Origin of the sequence: Tahibacter harae (assembly GCF_024437735.1) — a bacterium.
Lineage (GTDB): Bacteria > Pseudomonadota > Gammaproteobacteria > Xanthomonadales > Rhodanobacteraceae > Tahibacter > Tahibacter harae.
In genome coordinates, this window is record NZ_JANFQO010000011.1 from 116,599 (window position 1) to 140,849 (window position 24,251).

The window sequence follows — 24,251 nt, forward strand, 5'->3', positions numbered from 1 at the left end:
TCAACAGCATGAGGAAAACGACGATGCATTTCGCAGCACTTCCGCTGGCCCTGGCTGCCGTATTCGCGGCCGCCACGACCGCCCAGGCGGCGCAGCCCACCGAAACCCGCGCGCAGAATCTCGGCTTCACCAGCATCAGCCGGGGCGAAGACGGCCGTACCGATCTCATTTCCGGCCCCAGCAATCTGCGCGCCACCAATTCCGCCGAAGTCAGCGCCCTGTTCAAGGGCGAACTGGGCGGCGTGGTAGGCCTCGGCGCCGATGACACGGTCACCGTGCAGCAGGTGGTGCGCACCGAGGACGGCCGCAACTTCCACCGTTCGCGCCAGTTCTACCGCGGCGTGCCGGTCTGGGGCGACGGCTTCGTCGTGCAGACCGATGCCGGCGGCCGCGTCGAAGCCGTGTTCGGCGGCGCCATCGCGATCAGCGGCCTGGATGTGGACAAGCCGCGCGCCGCGAGCGAGCTGTATCCCGCCGCCGTGCGCGCGGCCATGCTCAACGACGGCATCGCCAGCCGCACCGCCAGCGCCGGCGAGCGCCTGTTCCGCTACACCCGCGCGCCGGAGCTGGCCGTCTATGCGGCCAATGGCCACGCGCCGACCCTGGCCTGGGATGCGGACGTGGCCTATGAAACCGGCAGCCGTCCGTTCCACGCCCGCGTGTTCGTCGATGCGCGCACCGGCGCCCTGCTGAACAGCTATACCTTTGTGCAGGATGCGATCAATCGCGCCGTGCACAATCTGAACAATTCCTGCGTCTCGGCCAGCGGCTCCGGCCTGCCCGGCCCGCTGGCCATGAGCGAAGGCGGCAGCAGCTCCGACAGCGTGGTCAACCAGGCCTACCGCAATGCGGGCCGCGTCTACTGGTGGTTCCGCGATGCCTTCGGCCGCGATTCCTACAACGGCGCGGGCGCCAAGATCACCGTGTCGGTCAAGGCCACCTTCCAGGGCAACAGCGGCTGCAGCGGCGACAACGCCTACTGGAGCGGCTCGCAGATCGCCATGGGCAATGGCGGCAGCACCTTCTACGACATGAACAGCGAGCCGGACGTGATCTATCACGAACTCGGCCACGCGGTGACCCAGTACACCTCCAACCTGGCCTACCAGAGCCAGTCCGGCGGCATGAACGAAGCGTCGTCGGATATCTACGCCGCTGCGGTCGAGGCCTGGATGAACACGGTTTCCGGCGAGCCCGGCGCGTCCACCGCCGTGACCTATACGCCCGACGCCAACACCTGGAAGCTGGGCGAGGGCCTGATGCGCAACGGCACCGCCGCGCTGCGCTTCATGGCCGATCCGCGCGCCGACGGGCGCAGCCTGGATCACTACACCCAATACCAGCAGCAGTACGGCAGCTGCTCGCCGAGCCAGAACAACGACTACTGCGGCGTGCACCTGTCCAGCGGCATCGTCAACCTTGCGTTCTATCTGCTCACCACCGGCGGCACCCATCCGCGCGGCGCCAGCACGGTGCAGGTGACGGCGATCCCGTTCGACCGCGCGATCAAGTATTTCTACGAATCGCATACCAGCATCCTGCAGGCCAACGACACCTTCGCCCGCCTGCGCAACGCCATGATGACGCGCGCCCGCGCCAATGGCACCGTCGGCGCCTGCGACGAAGTGCGCATCGGCAAGGCCTGGGATGCGGTCGGCGTGACCGGCACGGCGCCGGCCAATCCGAACGCCTGCAGCAGCGGCAACCAGCCGCCGGTGGCCTCGTTCACGGCGACGCCGAACGGCCTGACCGTGAGCTTCAACGGCAGCGGCTCCAGCGATCCGGACGGTTCCATCGCCAGCTACAGCTGGAACTTCGGCGACAGCACCACCGGCAGCGGCGCCAGCACCAGCAAGACCTACAGCGCGGCCGGCACCTACAGCGTCAGCCTCACCGTCACCGACAACCAGGGCGCGACCAACACCTCGACCAAGCAGGTGACGGTCACGGGCGGCAACGGCGGCAACCAGCCGCCGGTGGCCTCGTTCACGGCGACGCCGAACGGCCTGACCGTGAGCTTCAACGGCAGCGGCTCCAGCGACCCGGATGGTTCCATCGCCAGCTACAGCTGGAGCTTCGGCGACGGCACCACGGGCAGCGGCGCCAGCACCAGCAAGACCTATACCGCGGCCGGCACCTACAGCGTCAGCCTCACCGTCACCGACAACCAGGGTGCGACCAATACCTCGACCCAGCAGGTGACGGTCAGCGACGGCGGCGGCAGCTGTCCGGGCGCGAGCTACTACGGCAGCTTCTTCGGCGGTGCGGGCCAGATCCAGTACCAGCCCAACGGCAACTACTACCAGTCGCTGTCCGGCGGCGTGCACACCATCTGCCTCACCGGCCCGGCCGGTACCGACTTCGACATCTACCTCGACAAGTGGAACGGCGCCGGCTGGACCCAGGTCGCCAAGAGCGAAAGCCCGACCTCGGGCGAGCGCATCGCCTATACCGGCACCGCCGGCTATTACGTAGTGCGCGTGATCAACTTCTCCGGCGCGGGCAGCTACAGCCTGACGCTGCAGAAGCCGTAAATCGCAGTTCTTCGCAGGACGCGGGCCGGCATCGGCCGGCCCGCACAATCGTGCATTGCGGCTCCGGATCTCCGGAGCCGCAATCCCGCCGGACTGGGCAGAGGCGCCCGCACGACGAACGGCGAAACGTACCTGTGGACGAACTACGTCGGCGTTCGTAGTATCGGCGGATGCGCCCAGACCCGTTGCACCTCATCCGTGTCGCCGTCGTTCTCGCCGCTGCCTGGCTGCTGTCCGCCACAGCCGTTTCCGCTGCTGAATCCTCGCCGCCGCCGGCGCGCCGCGCCGTCGTCACCGACACCTATTTCGGCAGCGAGGTCAGCGATCCGTACCGCTGGATGGAAACGCGGCCCAATCCCGAGCTGGATGACTGGCTGCGCGCACAGAACGACTACACCCGCCACTGGTTCGCCCAGCAGCCGCTGCGCCAGGCCTTGTTCGAGCGCATACGCGAACTGCAGAAGGGCACGGCCAGCACGCGCTTCGTATCCCAGGCCGGCGCAGATTATTTCTTCCTGGAAACACCGGCCGACGGCAACAGCGCGCGGCTGGTCAGCAAGCCGCTGAAGGGCGGCGCCGCGCGCGTACTGTTCGATCCGGCCACGGTCTCCACGCCGCAGCGCCGCGCCAGCGTGGACTTCATCAGCCCGGCGCCGGACGGCCGCCATGTGGCCTTCGTCGTTTCCCATGACGGCGGCGAGGACTGGACCCTGCGCATCGTCGATACGGCCAGCGGCCGCCTGTTGCCCGACAGCCTGGACCGCGTTGCCACGCCGGTACCGTCCTGGGATGCGCAGGGCCGCGGCTTCTACTACACCCGGCTGCAGAAACTCGCCGACGATGCGCCGGCCACGGCCAAGTACGACAAGCAGCGCGTCTACTACCACGCCCTGGGCTCGGATCCGGAAAAAGACCAGGCCGTGTTCGGCTACGGCGTGCACGCCGGAATCGCGCTGGATGCCGTGGCGTGGTTTCCGCAGGTGGAAACCAGCGACGACGGCCGCTGGCTGATCGCCTCGGTGCAGCGCGGCACCGACAATGATCTTGCGCTGTGGCTGCGCGATGCGCGCAAGCGGGATGCGCCGTGGCGCGCGATTGCCGGATTCGACGACGGCATCGGTTCGCTGCAGATCCACAAGGACTGGGTTTACGTCATCGCCGAAAAACCCGTGCGCAACGGCCGCGTGCTGCGTTTCGATGCGCGCCGGCAAAGCCTGGCCGATGCGCAGGAATGGCTGGGCGCGAGCGACGTGGTGATCGCCGACGAAAGCGGCGGCATTGCGGCGGCGGCCGATGCGCTCTACGTCGTCGGCCTGCGCCAGGGCCGCAGCGTGGTGCGCACCGTGTCCTATGCCAAGGCCAACCAGGCGCGCGAAGTGCCGCTGGGTGCCGACGGCGAGCTGATCGAATTCGACAGCAGCGCGCGCCGCCGCGGCGTGCTGCTGGCATTGCAGGGCCCGACCCTGTCGCCGCGCGTGTTCCGCTACGACCCTGACCGGCGCACGCTCGCCGATACCGGCGTGCGCGCCGCCGATCCGGCGGATTTCTCCGCTATCGCCACGCAGCGCCTGGAAGTGCCCAACGGCGATCTGCGCGTGCCGGTGACGCTGACCGCGCGCAAGGATCTGCGCCTGGACGGCAGCCACCCGGTGCTGCTGGTGACCTACGGGTCCTATGGTGCCATCTCGCCGATGTGGTTTTCCGCCGCGGACCTGGCCTGGTACGAACGCGGCGGCATCCTCGCCTTCGCCCATGTGCGCGGCGGCGGCGAGAAAGGCGCGGAATGGCGCGAAGGTGGCCGGCGCAACCACAAGCAGAACGCGGTCGACGATTTCCTCGCCGTCGCGCGCTGGCTGGTGGCGCAGGGCTACACCACGCCGCAGCGTCTGGGCATAGCCGGCAAAAGCGCCGGCGGCGTAATCATGAGCGCGGCCGTGGCGCAGGCGCCGGAGCTGTTCGGCGCGGCGCTGTTCCGCGTCGGCGTCACTGACGTGCTGCGCATGGAAGGCAGCGAAGGCGGCGCGGCCAACGTCAACGAATTCGGCACGGTGAAGATCGAGGAAGATTTCCGCGCCATGCGCAAGCTCAGCGGCTACGCCAACCTGAGCGACGGCACGGCGTATCCGGCCGTGCTGCTGGAAACCGGCATCAACGACCCGCGCGTACCGCCCTGGCAACTGGCCAAGATGGCGGCGCGGCTACAGGCCGCCACAAGCTCCGGCAAGCCGGTGCTGCTGCGCGTGGACTACAACGCCGGCCATGGACTGGGCAACAGCAAGCTGCAGGTGGCGGAGCTGCTGGCGGATGAGTATGCGTTTCTGCTGGGCAATCTGGCGGTGGGGCAGGAAGGCCCGCAGGCTGGAGCCAAGTAGCGGCCCGCCGCGGGGAAGGTTCTGTTGCTGGCGGATAGTGCCGCAGCGGATTCGTCGGGCGGAGCGTGGGGCCGTGGTTGTGCGAGCCCTGTGCTTTTCTGCTCGCGAGCATTGCGCGTTGCGTTTACACCGCCTCACGCCGCCGCAGACCGACAGTGGCAACTGGCCCGGCCGGGGGAACGGTATGTGTGTTCGAGTCGGTTCAATAGCCTGTCCGGCCAGAAGCGCGGCGACTGAAGTCGACCGCGTGCTCGACTGCGGCGGCAGGTTTCGACAGCCCTGTCCGGCTGGGAGCGCTGCGACGTGTTTGAAAATGGAACGGCCCTTGGAGGCTCACATGTTTCAACAGCCTATTCGGCTAGGAACGCTGCGACCTGCCTCACTGGGGCCTGCTGACGCCGGAAAGTAGGTTTCAACAGCCTATTCGGCTAGCAACGCTGCGACAGCAGCATTCAACGCTTCATCACAGGACTTTGAAGTTACAACAGCCTATTCGGCTAGGAACGCTGCGACGACCACCTTCGCGCGCATCCAGGCGGTTCCCTCCGTTTCAACAGCCTATTCGGCTAGGAACGCTGCGACTCACCCTAACAGGGCCGTATGCCCCCCGGTTTGGGTTTCAACAGCCTATTCGGCTAGGAACGCTGCGACTATCCAGGCTGAGTTCAAGCAACGCCATGCCCCCATGTTTCAACAGCCTATTCGGCTAGGAACGCTGCGACCAGTACAGCTGCACGAGCTGGGAGGCCCTTCGCCTGTTTCAACAGCCTATTCGGCTAGGAACGCTGCGACGGCCTGGTGGGAGGCGTTGGGGCGTGAGTTCGAGTTTCAACAGCCTATTCGGCTAGGAACGCTGCGACGATATGAGCGTGATGCATGAAGCTGGCGCGCTCTAAGTTTCAACAGCCTATTCGGCTAGGAACGCTGCGACGGCCGCAGGTCATAACCCAAGGAGGTTTATCGAGTTTCAACAGCCTATTCGGCTAGGAACGCTGCGACACGCCATCCACGACTGCATTGCCTTCTATTTCCGCAGTTTCAACAGCCTATTCGGCTAGGAACGCTGCGACAACCGCCGCTACAGCGATAGCGCCGCCGTCGAAAGTTTCAACAGCCTATTCGGCTAGGAACGCTGCGACTCTACCCTCGAAAACCCTTTCAGATCCAGCCAGTTGCAACCCCGTTTTCGGCAACCCCCGCCGTTTCTCGGCCTGGCGGCCTGGCGAGCGCATCGCAGAATGGTCTTTTCTGTCGTAACTGGCTGATTCCCTGGGTTTCGGGAACCCCGAAGGGTTCCGGTGTCGCAGATGTTCCGGTAAGTTTTTGGCGCAGTTCACTTTTTGGAGAATTCCCCGGGGCTTGCCGAATATTCCGGCGAGGTTCCCGAATTCCTTCGTCGCAGCGTTCCCGGGTACAGGATAAAGAACAAAGCCGGCCGGCCCAAGCGGGTGCCGCACAGCTTGCGGTTGCGGACCGGGATGTTGGTACCCGGACGGTAGAACTGCAGGATGGTCGGGGCGCTGACGATGTCCTCGCAGGTGCCGGTGCGCCTAGCGCTGGTTCGTCACGCGGCGCAGCTCGAATACGGACTCTTCGATGCGCTAATCGCCGCGTTCCGCAGCGGGTCGCCGGGCTGCATTCGCGATTGCCGCTCTGCCGTAGCAGACCCCGCTGTAAGGGCATCGCCTCCAGCACGTCCGGTGCAGCCGCGTTCGCGCCGGATGATCGACGGCGGCGTGCGGTGTACAAGCCTGCTGCTGCATCAATGGGAAAAAAAAGCGGCGCCCGAAGGCGCCGCTTTCTCAATCAACCGCGATGACTCTGCGCTCAGCCGGCGAGCATCCTGCGCCACCACGCCAGACCGGCCAGGCCCAGCGCCATCAGCAGCAGCGTCCAGCTGCTCAACGCGGGTACCGGCGTCGCCGGGCTGGCCGGGGTGCCGGTCACGACGAAGCTGGTCGGGTCGGCGGCGCCGGCGGCGGCCGGGTCGTCGGTCGGCGCGCTGCTTTCGTTGCTGCCGTTGGCATCGCCGTCGTAGAACACGGTGCCCTGGTTGCTGATCGTGCCGCTGGCCGAGGAGCTGATGGTCGCGTTGATGGTGATGGTCACGCTGCCGCCCGCGGGGACAGTGCCGTTCCAGCTCACTCCATTGGCGGCGGTGGTCACGCTGCCGGAGGTGGCATTGGCCGCGACCAGGTTCAGGCCGGCCGGCAGGGTATCGACGAATTCGTTGCCGGGGTTGTCGGTCTGCGCGGCGGTGCCGGTGTTGCTGATGACGACCGTATAAGTGACCGCCGTGCCCGGCAGGAAGCCGGCGGCGGCGGTCACGCTCTTGGTGGCGCTGAGCACGGCGGCCGGCGCGGCCTGGACGGTGTCGGTATCGGTGGCGCTGTTGTTGGCCGGATTGGTGTCGGTCACGCTGGCGGGTGCGCTCACGGTGGCGGTGTTGCTGAGCGAACCGGTGGTGGCCGACGAGATCGCGCAGACCGCGGTGTAGGTTGCGCTGCCGCCGCTGGGCAGGTTCGCCGTATCGCTGATGCTGCCGCTGCCCGACGCGGTGCAGGTGCCGCCGGCGGTGCCTGCGCAGGTCCAGGTGCAGGTCAAACCGGCCGGGAACATGTCGGTCACGCTGGCGCCGCTGGCGTCGCTGGGGCCGCTGTTGCTGGCCATGATGGTGTAGGTCGTGCTGCTGCCGGCCGTAACTGCCGTGACGCCGTCGGTCTTGGTGATGGACAGATCTGCACTCGCGCCCAGCGCATCGGTGTCGGTGGCGCTGTTGTTGGCGGGGTTGGTATCGGTCACGCCGGCGGCTGCGGTCACCGTGGCGGTGTTGACCAGCGCGCCCGTGGCTGCGGCGGAAATGGCGCAGCTGGCGGTATAGGTCACGCTGCCGCCGCTGGGCAGGTTCACCGCATCGCTGATATTGCCGCTGCCCGACGCGGCGCAGGTGCCGCCGCCGGCGCCCACGCAGGTCCAGGTGCAGGTGAGCGGCGCCGGGAAGGTATCGGCGACGGTGGCAGCGGCATTGCTGGGGCCGGCGTTGCTGGCGGTGATGGTGTAGGTGACGCTGCCGCCCGGTGTGGCCGAGGTCACGCCGTCGGTCTTGGTGATCGACAGATCGGCGCTGGCGCCCAGCGCATCGGTATCGGTGGCGCTGTTGTTGCCCGGCGTCGGGTCGGTGACGCCGGCGCCGGCCGTCACGGTGGCGGTATTGGCCAGCGCGCCGGTAGCGGCGGCGGAGATGGTGCAGCTGGCGGTGTAGGTCACGCTGCCCGCGTTGGGCAGGTTCACCGCATCGCTGATATTGCCGCTGCCCGACGCGGTACAGGTGCCGCCGCCGGCGCCCACGCAGGTCCAGGTGCAGGTGAGCGGCGCCGGGAAGGTATCGGCGACGGTGGCAGCGGCATTGCTGGGGCCGGCGTTGCTGGCGGTGATGGTGTAGGTGACGCTGCCGCCCGGCGTGGCCGAGGTCACGCCGTCGGTCTTGGTGATCGACAGATCCGCACTCGCGCCCAGCGCATCGGTATCGGTGGCGCTGTTGTTGCCCGGCGTCGGGTCGGTGACGCCGGCGCCGGCGGCTACCGTGGCCGTGTTGACCAGCGAGCCGGTGGCGGAGGCGGAAATGGTGCAGCTGGCGGTATAGGTCACGCTGCCGCCGCTGGGCAGGTTCACCGCATCGCTGATATTGCCGCTGCCCGACGCGGTACAGGTGCCGCCGCCCGCGCCCACGCAGGTCCAGGTGCAGGTGAGCGGCGCCGGGAAGGTATCGGCGACGGTGGCAGCGGCATTGCTGGGACCGGCGTTAGCCGCGCTGATCGTGTACGTCACGCTGCCGCCCGGCGTGGCCGAGGTCACGCCGTCGGTCTTGGTGATCGACAGATCCGCGCTCGCGCCCAGCGCATCGGTATCGGTGGCGCTGTTGTTGCCCGGCGTCGGGTCGGTTACGCCGGCGCCGGCGGCTACCGTGGCGGTGTTGACCAGCGAGCCGGTGGCGGCGGCGGAGATGGTGCAGCTGGCGGTGTAGGTCACGCTGCCCGCGTTGGGCAGGTTCACCGCATCGCTGATATTGCCGCTGCCGGATGCGGTGCAGGTGCCGCCGCCCGCGCCCACGCAGGTCCACGTGCAGGTGAGCGGCGCCGGGAAGGTGTCGGCGACGGTGGCGCCGGCATTGCTGGGGCCGGCGTTGCTGGCGGTGATGGTGTAGGTGACGCTGCCGCCCGGCGTGGCCGAAGTCACGCCATCGGTCTTGGTGATCGACAGATCGGCGCTGGCGGCGAGCGAGTCGGTGTCGGTCGCGCTGTTGTTGCCCGGCGTGGGATCGGTCATGCCGCCCGGCGCGGCGACGGTCGCCGTATTGCTCAATGTGCCGCTGGCCGCGGCCGAGATCGTGCACGACGCGGTATAGGTCACCAGGCCGCCCGCCGGCAGGTTCACCGTATCGCCGATATTGCCGCTGCCGGAGGCGGTACAGGTGCCGCCGCCGCCGCCCACGCAGGTCCAGGTGCAGGTGAGCGACGCCGGGAAGGTGTCGGCCACGGTGGCGCCGGGGGCGTTGCTGGGGCCGGCGTTGGCGGCGTTGATCGTGTAGGTGACGCTGCCGCCCGGCGTGGCCGAGGTCACGCCGTCGGTTTTGGTGATCGACAGATCCGCGCTGGGTGTGAGCGCGTCGGTATCGGTGGCGGAATTGTTGCCCGGCGTGGGATCCGTCACGCCGGCCGGGGCGGCGACGGTCGCCGTATTGCCGAGCGAGCCGGTTGCCGCGGCAGAGATCGCGCAGCTGGCGGTATGGGTCACGCTGCCGCCGGCGGGCAGGTTCACCGTGTCGCTGATGTTGCCGCTGCCCGAGGCGGTACAGGTGCCGCCGCCGGCGCCCACGCAGGTCCAGGTGCAGGTGAGACTGGCCGGGAAGGTGTCGGCGACGGTAGCGCCGGGCGCATTGCTCGGACCGGCGTTGCTGCTGGTGACGGTGTAGGTCACGCTGCCGCCCGGCGTAGCCGAGGTCACGCCGTCGGTCTTGGTGACGGCGAGGTCGGCGCTGGGCGCCAGCGTGTCGGTATCGGTGGCGGAGTTGTTGGCGGGATTCGTGTCGGTGAACGGCAAGGCCACCGTCGCGGTATTGCTCAGCGAGCCGGTGGCCGACGCGGCGATCGTGCACGACGCGGTGTACGTCACGGAGCCGCCTGCCGGCAGGTTCACGCTGTCGGCGATATTGCCGCTGCCGGAAGCGGTGCAGGTGCCGCCGCCGGCGCCGACGCAAGTCCAAGTGCAGGTCGCGATGGCCGGGAAGGTATCGGCCACCGTTGCGCCGTTGGCGGGATCCGGCCCGGCGTTGCTCGCGGTAATGGTGTAGGTGACGCTGCCGCCCGGCGTGGCCGTGGTCACGCCGTCGCTCTTGGTGATGGAGGCATCCGCCTGCAGGGCGCGGCAGCCAGTCACGCTAACGTCGTCGATGGCGACGCCGCCGAACTGGACCGTGGTGTCGCTGTCGAGGTGGAAGCGCAGTTCGGTATTCAGCCCGGCCAGGCTGTCGGCCCGGCGCGAATGCACGCCCCAGCCGTAGCTGCCGCCGATATTGTTCTGCGGATTGCCGGTGCCGGCCGTGGCGCTGATCGGCGTCGGGTCCAGCCACTCGTACAGACGCACTGGCGTGGCGCCGCCGACCTGCTGGAAATCGACGAAGAAGTGGTCGAAGTTCGCCGTCTCGACCTGGTGCCGCTGCGCCCAGGTGACCACGATGGGCGGCGTGAGGCCGGCCAGGTTGATCGCGGGCGAGAGCAGGTCCTGGTTGGACGAGGCGTTGTAGGTGTTGTCGAGATCGGTCTTCCAGCAGTTCACCCCGCTGTTGCAGCTGCTGAAGCTGGCGACCGGGTTGGCCGTGGTCGTGGCCACGGTCGCGGGCAGGCCCAGTTCCCATTCGTCCTGGGCGCCGGTATGGGTGAAGCCGGCGGCACCGGATTCAAAGTCCGTGGCGAGCACGGTCTGGGTGGCGAAGCCGGGCGGGCAGGACGGCGGCGGCGGTGCCTCGCAGATGCGCAGCGCCCAGGAATTCAGCGTGCCGCCGTTGGCGCCGGCGGTGTCGTCGCGCAGGTCCAGGGTCCAGGTGCCGCCGGCGTTCTCGCCGTCGAAGGCGGCCAGGCGGTAGCCGCCGGAAGTACTGGCGGTGCCGGCGGTGGAATTGTTCTCCGGCTTGATCTGTACCCCGCGCAGCGCCGTGTAAAACGGCGTGATGCCGGCTTCGTCATCGAACACGGCATCCATCTGCTGCTGGCCGCCGGTGGCCGCTGCGCCGATGTCGGTGAACAGGCCGTTGTCGTTGCCGGCCGGCGAGCGCAGGTGGGCGTCCACGTCCTGCATCAGCGCGTGGTTGAGATTGATGATGACGTCGACGTCGGCGATGACCGGATTGCCCGGCACGGTGATGGTCGAGCTGACCAGGCCGGTGCCCGGGCCTATGGTCTTGGGCACGTCGGTGCTGGTGTAGGTAGTGCAGTTGACGCCTTCGTTGCTGGCCCGGTGCACGCTGACGCTGAGGTTGTAGGTGGCCGTAGGCCCGCCTACCGCGGCGCTGGCCGAATCGACGAAAGCGAAATAGGTGCCGGAGTCCTTCACCGTGAAGAACATGGCCTCGGACGGAATGTTCGGATTGGGCGATACATCGCCGGTGCCGGCGTCGTCGGCCGGCAGGATCTGGTTGCCGGCATCGCCGAACAGGGCGAAGCCCAGGCGGCCGTTCCAGCTCACGCCGTCGCGCTCGGGATCCAGGTCCAGCGATAGGAACACGGTGTCGCCGGCATTGAGGTTGATGCTGTACCAGTCCTGCTCGGTCGCGGCGGCCGGGTTGCGCGCGCCGCTGACCCAGCCGTTGGCCGGCAGCGGCGTGGCCGTGGCCGGTGTGTCGTTGCTTTCCACCTCCGGCGTCGGCGTGCCGGACTGGATGCGGAAATGCAGTTCGTAGGGCCGTTGCGACGTGGTGCCGGCAGTGAAGTCGTTGACCTTGAGGTAATAGGTGCCGGTGGTCGGGATCACGGCGCCGGCGATGGACGAGGACAGCGCGGCGAAGGTGCCGTTGTCGTCGTCGAACTCGACGATGGTGGTGCCGTCGGGGCCGATGATGGTCAGCTGGCTGTCGGTGCTGCTGCCGGCGGAGAACGCGGTCATCAGCGCCGCGTAGACGCGGTCGCCGGCGTTGGCGGTGAAGGAATAGAAATCGATGTCGCCGTTCGGGTACAGCGGCGCGCGGATGACGGTATCGCCACTGGCGATCGGCGTGGCGGTGGCGGACGTACCGTTGGGCTCGACTTCGCCGCCGTAGGTCTGGCCCAGCTTCACCTGCGCATAGGAGTGCGCAAGGGTTGAGGGCGGCGCCGGCGCGCGCGCGGGCGGCGTGCCCTTGGCGGGTTCTTCACCTGGCTGAATCTGCTGGAACTCGACCGCGCCGGCCAGTACCTCGGCCGCCGGCCGGGCGGCGATCTTTACCGCGCCCGGCGCGGATTTCAGCCCGTCTCCGGCCGCGCCCTGACCGGCCGCCAGCGCCGGCGCGATGCCCGCGCACAGCGTCAAGGCCATCGCAGCAGCGGCATGCGCCATTGCCCTTGCAAGTGAATTCACGCTATTCCCCTTTGTCGCGAATGTGCGGCCAGCCGGCTAGGCGGCTGTAGTCCCGGATCAGACCCCTGCGCCGGGCACTGGCGGCCGGCGCGCCGACGCCGCCCTCCCCAGGGCAAGTGCGTGACCGCTGCAACTTAGGCTTTTGTTTGCGTCGTGTCGAGAGCTGGTTCACGGTTTTCGCAAGATGAACCGGCTAGGGGAATCCCGGCATCCGCCGCGCGGATGAGGCGCCCGCCGCTATCACCGTTCGAGCTGCTGCAAAAGCCCGTCTATCGCCGCGATGCGCCGCCGCTGCCGGCGCACGTACAGCAGGGAAGCCAGCCCGAACAGGACGAGTACCGCCAGCAGCAGCGCCAGCTTGGCCGACGGGCTCCAGCCGGGCATTGCCGGCGCCGGCGTGGTCCAGCCGCGGCCGACCAGGGTGCCGGTCAGCATGCCCAGCGGCAGGAACAGCGGACCCCACAGCGCCATGCGCACGGCGTTGACGCAGCGCCGGCGCTGCAGCTTCAGCAGGCCTGTCACGCTGTTGTCCGCGGCCTGCCACAGGCCCTGGCGCAGGCGGTAGTTGATCAGTACCGCGGCGGCCAGCACGACCAGGCCGACCACGGCACCGACGCGCGGCCAGAACGCGGTCACGTGCAGGAACAGATAGGCCGCGAAGCCGACGCCGGCCACGGCGCAGACCACGTCCAGCGCCATCAGCAGCCGCATGCGCCAGCTGCGCCGCCGCACCGCGCGCTGCAATGCTTCCAGATCCACGTTCACGGGCTGGGCCTGCCAGGCTGCGGCGAGCGCCGTCCAGTCGTCGCCGGAACTCATGCGGTTTCTCCCATTTGCTGCGTAATGTATTTGCGCGCCCGGTTGAGGCGCACCGCGACATTGCCGACCGAGATGCCGAGCAGGCTGCCGATCTCCTCGTGCGACAGCCCTTCCAGCGCCAGCGTGACCAGCTGGCGCTGGGCCAGCGGCAGGCGCCGCACGATGGCGGCAAGGCGTTCGCCGCGCTGCTGCAGGCCGGCGCTGTGCTCGGGGCCGTGCAGCGGGTCGGGCAGGTCCTCGGGCACTTCCTCGCGGGCGAGGTCGCGGCTGGCCTGCAAGGCATGATCCACCGCGCGGTTGTGGGCGATGCGCAGCACGAAGGTCTTCAGGCTGGATTCGCCGCGGAAGCGCGCCAGGCTCTGCCAGATCGCCAGCAGGATTTCCTGGCCCAGTTCGTCGCGCCGCGCCGCATTGGCTTCGAACGCGGCGACTATGCGCGCGATCGCCGCGCCGTGGGCACTGACGATGGCGTCCAGGCTGGCATCGGGCCGGCTCATGCGCGGCCGGCCCGCTGCGCGCTGCGCGGCGCCGTCATACGTTCATCACGTAGTGTTCGCTGGCCAGGCGCCGCGCGGCGAAGGCGATGCAGCCGGCGGTGCCGGCCAGGGCCACGCCCATGGCGGTGAGCGCGTGGCGCCAGTCCAGCGCGCCGTCGCGGGCCAGATCCAGCAGCAGGGTCTGCTCGGCCAGCAGCGGCACGCGGTACCACCAGTCCTGCACGTCCAGCTGCAGCGCCGGGATGAAGGCCGGCACCAGGGCGAACACCAGCACCACCATCATCGAGGACTGCGCTTCCTTGAACGAGCGCGCATTCAACGCGACCGCGATCTGCAGCGCCGGCGCCAGCAGGCACAGGGGCAGGGCGACCAGATAGAACTGCGCCAGCTGCGTTGCCTCGACCTGCCATGACATTCCGATGTTTTCCAGCGGCAGGGCCTGCAGCACGCAGTGGCCGACGATGAATTCCAGCGCCAGGCCGATGGCGCAGAATAGCGCCGCGGCCAGCCACTTGCCCACGATCAGGTCCAGTCCGCGCACCGGCTGGGCGAGCAGGATTTCCAGTGAACGCCGCTCGCGCTCGCCGGCGCTGCTGTCGATGGCGATGTCCATGCCGAAATAGAACACGCCGAGCAGGAAGATGCCGAACAGCACGGCGATGTGGCGGCCGGCGCGGGTCTGCGGCGTGGCGGTGTCGAAGCGTTCCAGCTGCAGCGGCCTGAGATGCACCAGCGAGACACCCTGGCTGTTCAGCCGTGCCGCGGTCGCCGCCTGGCCATAGGCCTGCAGTACGCCGTTGATCTTCTCCAGCGCCTCGGGCTTGCCGCGCACGCTGTCGTGCCACAGGGTGATGCGCGCCGGCTGGCGCGCCGCGTAGCGCTGGGCGTAGTCGGCGGCCAGCTGCAGCACGGCGGCGTAGCGGCCCTGCACCAGCTGCCGGCGCAGCGCGGCTTCGTCGGCGGTTTGCAGGTCCTCGGTGACGATGCCGGCCTGGGCCAGGCGCGCCAGCAGCTGCGGCGCCTGCGCCGCGGCGACCACGCCGACGCGGATTTCCTTGTCCTCGCTGCGCTCCTGCTTGCTGATGCTGTTGTGCAGCGCGCTCCACATCAGCAGCGGATAGAGCAGGGTCATGATGGCCAGGCTGCGCAGCGAGCGCCGGTCGCGCAGGGCGTCGCGCAGTTCCTTGTGCAATACGGTCCACCAGTGGCGGTTCATGCGGCGATTCCTTCTTCGATACCGGTCAGTGCGATGAATGCATCCTCGAGCTGGCGCGTGCCGGTGCGCGCGCACAGCGCCGCACTGCTGCCGCAGGCCACACTGCGGCCGGCGGCGATCACCACCGCCTCGTCGCAGAGCTGGTCGACCTCCTGCATCACGTGGCTGGCCAGCACGATGCAGCAGCCGCGCGCGCGCAGGTGCTGCAGCGCCGTGCGCAGGGCGCGCGCGCTGACCACGTCCAGGCCGCGGCTGGGTTCGTCCAGCAGCAGGTTGCGCGGCTGGTGCAGCAGGGCGCGGGCCAGCGCCACTTTCATGCGCTGGCCCTGGGAAAAACCGGCCGTGCGCCGGTCGATGATGTCGGCCAGGCCGACCAGGTCGACGATCTCCGCGGTCGCCCGCGCGATCGCGGCGGACTGCATGCCGTGCAGGCGGCCGAAGTAATCCAGATGTTCGCGCGTGGTCAGGCGCGGATACAGGCCGACCTGGTCGGTGACTATGCCCAGGCGCTGGCGTGCGGCCAGCGGTTCGCGCGCGGGGTCGACGCCGTCGATGGCGGCGCTGCCGCGGTCGGCCTTGAGCAGGCCGAACAGGATGCGCAGCGCCGTGGTCTTGCCGGCGCCGTTGGGGCCGAGCAGGCCGGTGATGCGGCCGTCGCCGGCGCGGAAATCCAGGCCGTCCAGCGCGCTCACGGCGCCGAAGGATTTGTATACCTTGTCCAGAACCAGCATGACAGGCTCCTGGCCCGCGACGCGGCGCGGGCATTGGTGGATGGGGAACGGCGGTGAGTCGGGCCTTGCGGCGAGGGCGGCAGCGCGCTGCGACGGCGGCTAGGGCGCGGTCCCCGCGGCGCTGGTCTGGAACGCCGGCAGCGCGATATCGGCGAGGCAGGCGCCGTCCAGCGGCGCGGCCGGCGCATCGAGAAAACGCCGCAACAGCCGCGGCGCGCAGCCCAGGCCGGAGACGATATGCCCGGCCCCGGCCGCGATCAGGTGCTGGCCGTGCGGCAGCTGGCGCAGGGCGCGTTCGGCGCGTGCCGGCGGCGTCACCGGATCCAGCGCGCCCGAGAGCAGCAGGCTGGGGGCGGAGATGCTTTGTGCCGACGCCGATGCCGGTGCTGATGCCGCACCCGTCGCAGGCAGGGCGAGTTCACCGCACAGCGCGTCCAGCGCCGCGATGCTGCCGCCGAAGATCGGCGCAGCGGCCAGCTGTGCGCGCTGCGCCGCATCCAGCCGCGGCCAGTCTTCGCGACAGGTGATGCCCAGCAGCAGGCCTTCGGCGGGCGCTGCGGCGGCCAGATCCAGGCTGTTCGCCTGCGCGGCCAGCAGCGGACGCCAGTCATCGGCCGCCGCGCGTGCGATCAGATACGGCAGCTGGGCCGCGCTCTGCGGCGAATACAGCAGGTATTTCACCGTCATCAGCAGGCGCTGGCGCGAGATCGGCGCGGCCAGCGGCGCGCCGTCGCGCGGATGCGGCAGTGATGCGGTCGTCGCGCTGGTGTCGAGTTTCTGCAGCACCGTCTGCAGCTGCTGCGCCAGCGTGGGAAAGGCCCGGCTGCAGTCGGTGTCGTCGGCGCAGCGCTGCAGCAGGGCGGCCAGCGCCGCCTCGAACTCCAGCGCGTCGGCGCCGATGATCAGGTCCGCATCGGCAACGCCGTCGAGGATCAGGCTGCGCACCTGCTGCGGATACCGCGTCGCATAGACCTGGGCCAGGCGCGTGCCGTACGAGCCGCCCCACAGATTGATGCGTTCGGCGCCTACGGCCTGGCGCAGATGCTCGATATCCTCCGCCGCGGCCGCCGTCGTATACGCAAGCAGGCCGGCGCCGTAGCCACGCAGGCAGGCCAGCATGTCCGCCTCCAGCGCGCTGTCGCTGCGCGCCAGCATGTCGTCCGCGGGAGCGCAGGCCAGGCGCCCGGAACGCCCGGTGCCGCGCTGGTCGATGAAGACGATGTCGCGGCTGGCGCGCACCTTGGCGAAGGCGCCGTCGAGCAGCGCAGCCAGATCGCTACCGGCCTGTCCCGGGCCGCCGGCGAGGACGAACAGCGGATCCGGCTCGGCCCTGGGGCGAATGGCTGGCGCCATGGCAACATGGATTTCCACCGTGCCGGCCTGCGCCTGCGCGTAATCGCGCGGCACCGCCAGGCGGCCGCAGCGCAGCGCCTCGCGCTGGCCGGGAAGATGACAGGCCTGCCAGTCCAGCGGCGCCGCCGCGGCCACCGGCAGCCATGACAGGATCAGCAGACCGACAAAGAAATCACGCAAGCGCATTCCGGGCACCTCGCTGGGATCGATGTGCCTGTAGTCCGGGGTTTGCGAAAAACCTTACAGCGGGGATTCGGAACGTGGAGCCCGGGATTTGGGATCGTGATGGGCGGTGTGGTCGGGACAGGGATTGGGGGCGTGATCGGGATCAAGATCGAGGTCGGGATCGAGTCGGGATTGCGACTGGACGGTGCGGGATTGCGAGCCGCTGATCCGGCAACGCGCCCTCTCCTCCAAGCGCAGCTTGGGGGAGAGGGTTGGGGTGAGGGGGCTGCGCCGGACCTGGGCGTAACGTCAGATTTTCGCCGTTAACATCGAACAAAAGAGCCCGTCGCGAAACCTCGCCTTCGACGCAATCCGAGGCGCCGCCCTCACCCAACCCCTCTCCCCCAAGCGCGAACGCGCCAGGGGGAGAGGCCTTTTTCCGGCTAGAACTGCAACCCCCACCGATCCAGAGTCCCCGTATCCCCCGGCCCATTGTCATTCACCCGCAACTTCCACACCCCGTTCGCCGCCACCGCCGACGCATTCACGGTGAAGGTCTGGATGATGTTGTCGGTGCCGCCGCCGCTGCGGTTCCACAGGTTAAACACGGTGCCGTTGGGCGCGACCAGATCCACCTTCAGGTCGCCCTGGTAGGTGTGGTTGATCGTCACGCTGGCCTTGAGCGCGGCCGGCGCATTGCCGGCGATGCCGCTGACCGTGATCGGGCTCTCGACCGTGCTGTTGTCGCCGATGGCGAAATCCGTGCCGTTCTCGAAGCTGGTGCCGCCGCTGCCGCCGGTGGTGTAGCTGCCCAGCAGGCTCAGGCCGGAATAGGCGGAATAGCCGCGCAGCAGGATGTGATAGGTACCGGCCTGGGGCGTGGCGAAGGTGCAGGTTTCCGCATTGCCGCTCTTGTAGGGACGGCAGTCGTAGGTGGATGTGGTCGGCGCCGAACCGAAGCGCACATACAGGTCGGCATCGCCGCTGCCGCCGGAAGTGGAAATGTTCAGATTGCTCGCGCCGGCGGGCACGACGATGGTGTAGGCCAGGCTGGAATTCGCCGCACCGGAAAGCCCGCTCGCCGGCACGCCGTTCTGCAGCACGTTGCCGCCACCGCTGCTGACCGTGACCTGGCGCGTGGTGCTGTGGCTGGCGCCGCCGTTGTCGGTGACGGTCAGGGCCACGGTATAGGTGCCGGCCGCCGCATAGCTGTGGCTGGGGTTGGCCGCGGTCGATGTCGCGCCGTCGCCGAAATCCCAGCTGCGCGCGGCGATGCTGCCGTCGCTGTCGGTGGAGGTATCGGTGAAGCTGGCGCCGAGCCCGTTCGCCGCGACGCTGAAGCTCGCCACCGGCGGCTGGTTGCCGCCGCCGTCGGTCACGGTAAAGCGCACGGCATTGGGCGTGCCGGGCTTGCCGGCGGCGTCGGTGCCCTGCACGAACACCGTGTGCACGCCCGGCGCCAGGCTGCTGGTGTTGATGGTCACCCGCACGCTTTCGGCACTGGCATTGAAGCTGCCGTCCACCGCGCTCATGGCCAGCGGCGCGGCGCCGGCCTGCCAGGGCGCGGCATCGACATAGGCCGCGGCCGAGGCGATGGCCTGCACGGTTTCGCTGCCGTTGCGCGTGCTGAAGCGGCTGTCGTCGACACTGGCGGTAACGGTGACACTGCCGCCGGCGGCGACGCTGGCCGGGCTGACGCTGATGCTGGTGGTATCCGGCCCGGCCGGCAGCTTGTACGGCGCCTGGAGGTTGCGTGCGGCATAGCGCAGCGCGGCCAGGTTCTGCGGCAGGGTGGTGTTCTGGAAGGTGGTGCAGCTCTCGAAGAAGGCCACGCCCAGTTCTATGGTGAAGGCCGGCACGCCCAGCGAACCGTACATGTTGTCGTCGGTGGCGCCGTCGGTGGCGTAAAGCTCGTCGGACTGCTGCGGGTAGTAGCCGTTGAAATACGCCAGGCGCCGGCCGAAGGTGCGCAGCGCGGTGCCGTTGGGCGCGGCGGTCGCCGTATCGCCCCAGGGCCACAGCACCAGCTGGGCGTAGCTGTGGATGTCCATGAAGACACCCTTGTAGTCCTCCGGCGCGGCGGCGCTGACGGCGTCGGCGCGGCGGTCGGGAAACACGCCGCCGCTGTAGCTGCCGTTGCTGCCCAGGGTGCCGGCGACGTAATTGATGATGGCCTGGGTCTCGGGTTCGGATGCACGCACCGGACCGCGGTAGGTTTCATTGCAGGGATCGCCGCTGGAGCCGCCCGGCGCGCTGTTCCAGTGGAACGGGAAATTGCGGTTCAGATCGGTGCCGTAGCTGCTGCTGCCGCAGCTGCCGTTGGTGTTGTTGGTGTTCTTGCGCCAGGACAGGCCGGCCTCGGCCTTCTTGCGTCCGTCCGGATTGGACTGCAGCACCAGATGGAACCTGAAATGGTCCATCAGCCAGGTCGCCTCGGCATCGCTGCCGTAGCCGTTGACCAGCCATTCGGCGAAGCGCGTCATGGTTTCCGCCGGGGTGTACTCGCGCGCGTGCAGGCCGCTGAGCACGACCATGTTGGCCTTGTCCGCAATCGTGGCATCGGTGCCCTTGTTGCCCAGGCGCAGCACTTTCAGGGTGTAGCCGTTGGCGGCGTTGCGCGTCTTTTCCCAGCTCGGACCTATGTCGATGACTTCGGCCAAGTTGGGTTTCTGCGCGGCGAGCTGGCTCATCGTGGTCTGGGTCTCTTCCACGGTGCGGTAGCAGGCGTAGCCCGGAATGCTCTTGATGCCGCCGCCGGCGTGGCGGTCGCGCTCCCAGTCGTGCAGGCGGTTCGAGGCGGCCTGGTCTATCTCGATCTCGTAGCCGCCGGCGCGCAGCGCGGCGATGGTCGCCGCGTCGGCTTCCAGCTTCACGCTGCGGTTTTCGCGATCCACGATCAGGTGCTGGAACTGCGAGGCCAGGGCCTGCAACTGTTCCGGTTTTTCATAGCGCGCGGTGACGAACCAGACTTCTTCCGCCTGCGCGGGCGCGCTGGCGGCGCCGGCGATGACCAGCGGCAATACGGCCAGTTTGGACAGCATGGATTTCTCCAGGGTCAGGCCGGACGTCCTCCCCGACGGCCGGCGTGAGGATCGGCGCCACCGGCGCGAGCTGGATGCCGGAGACGCCGTGCGGATGCGGAACGGACAAGGCCCCTGGCATGTATCCGTTCCGCGGCTTTGCCGGATCCGTCCGGATTGCCCCGTCGCAATCGGTTTCGGCCGGAGCCGGCAGCGCCGTTAGATAACATGCGGCACATGGCGCATGTGCGAACTTGTACGCATTTGGGCGGGGCGCCGTCTGTACGCCGGCGCCGGTCTGTACAGGCCGGCGCCGGCAGCGGGCGTTGCATCCGCCGCCGGGCCGATGCGGGCAGCCGGCGGCGCGGCAGCGCTGCCGGCCGGCGGCGGAAGCGCCGGTCTTCCCGCGCTTCCGCCGCCCCGTCAGTTCAGAACGTGATGCTCCAGCTGTCGATCTTGCCGGTGTCGCCCGGACCGTTGTCGTTGACGCGCAGCTTCCACACGCCGTTGAGCGGTTCGCTGGACAGGTTCAGGCTCACCGTCGTGTTGAGATTGTCGGTGCCGCCGCCACTGCGGTTGTGGATGTTGTAGAGCGTGCCGTCGGGCGCGACCAGGTCCACCTTCAGGTCGCCCTGGTAGGTATGCACGATGGCGACGGTGACCGAGGCATTGCCGGGCGCATTGCCGCTGCGGCCGGAGACCGTGATCGGGCTGTCCACGGTGGCGTTGTCGCTGATGGTGTAGTCGGTGGTGTTGGTATAGGTCTGCGTACCACCGCCGCCGGTGGTGTAGCTGCCGGTGATGGACAGGCCGGAATACGCGGAATAGCCCAGCACCATCACGTGGTAGGTACCCGCCTGCGCCGTCGCGATGGTGCAGGTCTCGGCGTTGGTGGAACCCTGCGAGCGGCAGTCATAGCTGGCCGTGGTCGGCGCGGAACCGAACTTCACATAGAGGTCCGCATCGCCCGTGCCGCCCGTGGTGACGAACTTCAGGCCGCTGGCGCCGGCCGGCACGGCCATCGTGTAGAAGGTCTGCGAATTCGCCGCACCGGCCTGGCCGGTCAGGGCCACGCCGTTCTGCAGCACGTTGCCGCCCGGCGGGGCGGTGACGGTGACAGAGCTGGTCTTGGTGTTGGTCGCGCCGCCGTTGTCGGTGACGGTCAGGCTGACGCTGTAGGTGCCGGCTGCGGCATAGGTGCGGCTGGGATTGGTCGCGGTGGACGTGCCGCCGTCGCCGAAGTTCCAGCTGCGCGAAGCGATGCTGCCGTCGGAATCGCTGGAGCTGTCGGTGAAGTTGGCGGTAAGCCCGTTGGTGACGACGCCGAAATTCGCCACGGGCGGTGCATTCGTGCCGCCGCTGACGGTGACGGAGCTGGTCCTGGTATTGGTCGCGCCGCCGTTGTCGGTCACCGTCAGCGTAACGGTATACGTGCCGGCCGCCGCATAGGTCCTGCTCGGATTGGTCGCGGTCGAGGTGCCACCGTCGCCGAAATTCCAGCTGCGCGCGGCGATGCTGCCGTCGGAGTCGGTCGAGGTATCGGTGAAATTCGCCGTTAGCCCGCTGGTGGCCACACTGAAATTCGCCACGGGTGCTGCGTTGCCGCCGCTGTTGAGCGTGACGTTCCAGGCGCCGCGGCCGTAGGTGCCGGCGCTGAGCACGTGCGGCGTGTCGTCGATTTCCAGGTCGGTGACGACCAGGCCCAGCGGCAGCCCGGTGGAGAAGGCGACGAAGTTGTCGCCGCCGTCGGCGCTCTCGTATACGCCTACGTCCGTGCCCACGAAGATGCGGTTGGTATTGAGCGGATCGATGGCCACAGCATTGGCCGGCACATTGGGCAAGCCGGCGCCGACCGCGCTCCAGCTGGTGCCGCCGCTGGTCGAGCGATACAGGCGCGCGGCGCCGAAGCCGGCGCGGGTGACGAACACGCGCTGGGCGTTGAGCGGATCCATCGCCACGTCGGAAACCACGCCGCCCGGATAATTGCCGGTGACATCGGTGAAGCTCACGCTGGGCACGGCTGCATCCGGCGTGGCGTAGATGCGCCCGCCCGAGGTGCCGACATAGGTCGGCACCAGCACGCCCATGCTCACCGGCGTAATCACCGACACGGCCGAACCCAGGCTGCCCGAGATCGCCGTCCAGGACAGCGGATTGGCCGACGTGGTGGCGCGATAGACCACGTTGGACGCGGTGAACAGGCGATTGCCCGCCACCGCCATCGGCGTCACCCAGGGGAAGCTGGACGAGGACGTGATGCCCGTCGTCGGCAACTTGGTGAAGCTGTTGGCGCCGCCGCCGGAAGTCGAGCGGTAGATGCTGGGGAAGCCGCCCGAGGGATAGCTGGTCTGGAACACGATGGACGGATTGGTCGGGTCTATCGCATTCATGAAGCCGTCGCCGGAGACGAAGGTCAGGTCCCACACGGCGCTGGTGCTGCGGCGGGACGAGGAATTGTCCTGCGCGCCGCCGAACACGATGTCGGGGTTCGTCGGATGCACGCTGATGTCGTAGAACTGGGTGACATTGAGGTTGGAATTCATGTTCACCCAGCTGCTGCCGCCGTTGTCCGTGCGCCAGAGGCCGCCGTCGGTGCCCAGCCAGAAGCGGTCCGGATTGCTGCGCGAATAGCGCACGACGTGGGTGTCCTGATGTACCGCCTGGCTGCTGCCCCAGGTGGAGTGCAGGATGGTGAAGCTGCTGCCGCCGTTGGTGGAACGCGCGGTGCGGATGCTGCCGACGAGGATGGTGTCGGGCTGGGTCGGGTGCACGTCGATGGCGAGGTTGTAGCTGCACTGGCCTTCGCAGGCGGTATTGCTGCGCAGGGACCAGCTGGCGCCGCCGTCGGCGCTGCGGTACAGGCTGCCGCTCTGCAGCGCGTACAGCACATTGGTATTGCTTGGGGCCATGGCCAGGCGCAGGCGCGAACCGGATACGCTGAGGCCGGAATTCATCGCCGTCCAGCTGGCGCCGCCGTCGCTGGATTTGTATACGCCGCTGCCGGCCACGCCGGCATAAACGGTGGCCGTGCCCGGCACGAAGATCAGGTCTTCAACATTGCCGTTGAGGGTCTTGCTCCAGCTGCCGCCGCGGTCGGCCGAGCGGTACAGGCCCGAACCCGACAACGTGCCGCTGCTGCTGCAGCTGCCGGCGCCGCCGGCCAGTACCACGTTGGCATTGGTCGGTTGTACTGCCACCGCGTTGACGATGGACAGCGGCATGGCCGTCGCGCCGCTGCCATTGCGCGCCTGCCAGCTGTTGCCGCCATCGCTGCTGAGGTAGACGCCCTGGCCGAAATAGCCGGCGCAGCCGCCGCCGTTGCGGTCGCCGGTGCCTGCCCAGACATTCGCCGGCGCGGCCGGCTCCACGAACAGCGCACCGGTGGGCAAGGTGCCGACCTGGTCGAACAGCGCGGTCCATGAACTGCCGCCGTTCGTGGTCTTCCATACGCCGCCGGCGGCGGCGGCAAAGTAGACGGTATTTTCATCGGTGGGATGCGGCACTACGGCATTGGTGCGGCCGGCGACGCGGCCCATGCTCCAGTTGCCCATGTTCATCGAGGACGGGCCCAGCGGCGCCCAGGTTTCGCCGGCGGCGCGCTGCAGCGGGGCGAGGCGCTCGACGTCGGCTTTCAGTTCGGCGGCGGCCTTGCGCCGTTCGGCATCGGCATTGACGGCCTGGTCCAGTCCGCGCGAGCGGATGAACCATTGCTGGCGCTGTTCTATCTGCCAGCTTTCTTCGCGCGGCTTGCTGCCGCGGTCGCCGCCCGGCGCATCGGACTGTGCGCTGGCGGTGGTGGTGAGGGAAACGGCGGCCACGAACGAAAGCAGGTGGCACCGCAGGGCAGGGCGTACGTGCATGATCGGTTCTCCGCGAGCGGCAGCGTGACTGCCGTAGGCATGACTGGGGAAGAGCGGGGCCGCCGCAGTGCGCGCT

At 68.6% G+C, this 24,251-nt stretch carries 10 protein-coding genes and 1 CRISPR repeat array; of the genes, 2 read left to right on the top strand and 8 right to left on the bottom strand.

Translation table 11 applies throughout. The features are described 5' to 3' along the window. The first annotated feature begins 23 nt into the window (after positions 1-23). Together NM961_RS13310 and NM961_RS13315 are read left to right on the top strand one after the other, a co-directional pair. On the top strand, positions 24-2,534 hold the full coding sequence (locus tag NM961_RS13310) for a PKD domain-containing protein (protein ID WP_255914883.1): 2,511 nt from the start codon (positions 24-26) through the stop codon (positions 2,532-2,534). 185 nt (positions 2,535-2,719) lie between these two features. Then, complete coding sequence (locus NM961_RS13315; protein WP_255914884.1) at positions 2,720-4,906, top strand: prolyl oligopeptidase family serine peptidase; 2,187 nt, start codon at positions 2,720-2,722, stop codon at positions 4,904-4,906. A gap of 338 nt (positions 4,907-5,244) precedes the next feature. Beyond that, positions 5,245-6,045: direct repeats of the CRISPR family, unit length 36 nt; unit sequence AGTTTCAACAGCCTATTCGGCTAGGAACGCTGCGAC. A gap of 688 nt (positions 6,046-6,733) precedes the next feature. On the opposite strand, the gene NM961_RS13320 is transcribed toward NM961_RS13315, so the two are convergent. The 8 genes from NM961_RS13320 to NM961_RS13355 form a co-directional block, all read right to left on the bottom strand. Further along, the gene (locus tag NM961_RS13320) at positions 6,734-12,514 is read right to left on the bottom strand and encodes a proprotein convertase P-domain-containing protein (protein WP_255914885.1); all 5,781 of its coding nucleotides are present in this window, start codon (positions 12,512-12,514) and stop codon (positions 6,734-6,736) included. Positions 12,515-12,754: 240 nt separating this feature from the next. After that, complete coding sequence (locus NM961_RS13325; protein WP_255914886.1) at positions 12,755-13,333, bottom strand: hypothetical protein; 579 nt, start codon at positions 13,331-13,333, stop codon at positions 12,755-12,757. Then, the gene (locus tag NM961_RS13330; protein WP_255914887.1) at positions 13,330-13,830 is read right to left on the bottom strand and encodes an RNA polymerase sigma factor; all 501 of its coding nucleotides are present in this window, start codon (positions 13,828-13,830) and stop codon (positions 13,330-13,332) included. Before NM961_RS13330 ends, NM961_RS13325 begins: the two co-directional genes overlap by 4 nt. Positions 13,831-13,864: 34 nt before the next feature. After that, positions 13,865-15,046 (bottom strand): ABC transporter permease, encoded by a 1,182-nt coding sequence (locus NM961_RS13335; protein ID WP_255914888.1) that lies wholly within the window; start codon positions 15,044-15,046, stop codon positions 13,865-13,867. Next, positions 15,043-15,777, bottom strand: a complete 735-nt coding sequence (locus tag NM961_RS13340) for an ABC transporter ATP-binding protein (protein WP_255914889.1) — start codon at positions 15,775-15,777, stop codon at positions 15,043-15,045. Before NM961_RS13340 ends, NM961_RS13335 begins: the two co-directional genes overlap by 4 nt. Before the next feature lie 99 nt (positions 15,778-15,876). Then, positions 15,877-17,316 carry an alpha/beta fold hydrolase gene (locus tag NM961_RS13345; protein WP_255914890.1) on the bottom strand — a complete coding sequence of 480 codons (1,440 nt, stop codon included), beginning with the start codon at positions 17,314-17,316 and terminating at the stop codon, positions 15,877-15,879. 422 nt (positions 17,317-17,738) lie between these two features. After that, positions 17,739-20,336: a M14 family zinc carboxypeptidase gene (locus NM961_RS13350; RefSeq protein WP_255914891.1), complete on the bottom strand. Its 2,598-nt coding sequence runs from the start codon at positions 20,334-20,336 to the stop codon at positions 17,739-17,741. 407 nt (positions 20,337-20,743) lie between these two features. Further along, entirely contained in the window at positions 20,744-24,175 is a 3,432-nt protein-coding gene (locus tag NM961_RS13355) for a PKD domain-containing protein (protein ID WP_255914892.1), read from the bottom strand. Positions 24,176-24,251 lie beyond the last annotated feature (76 nt).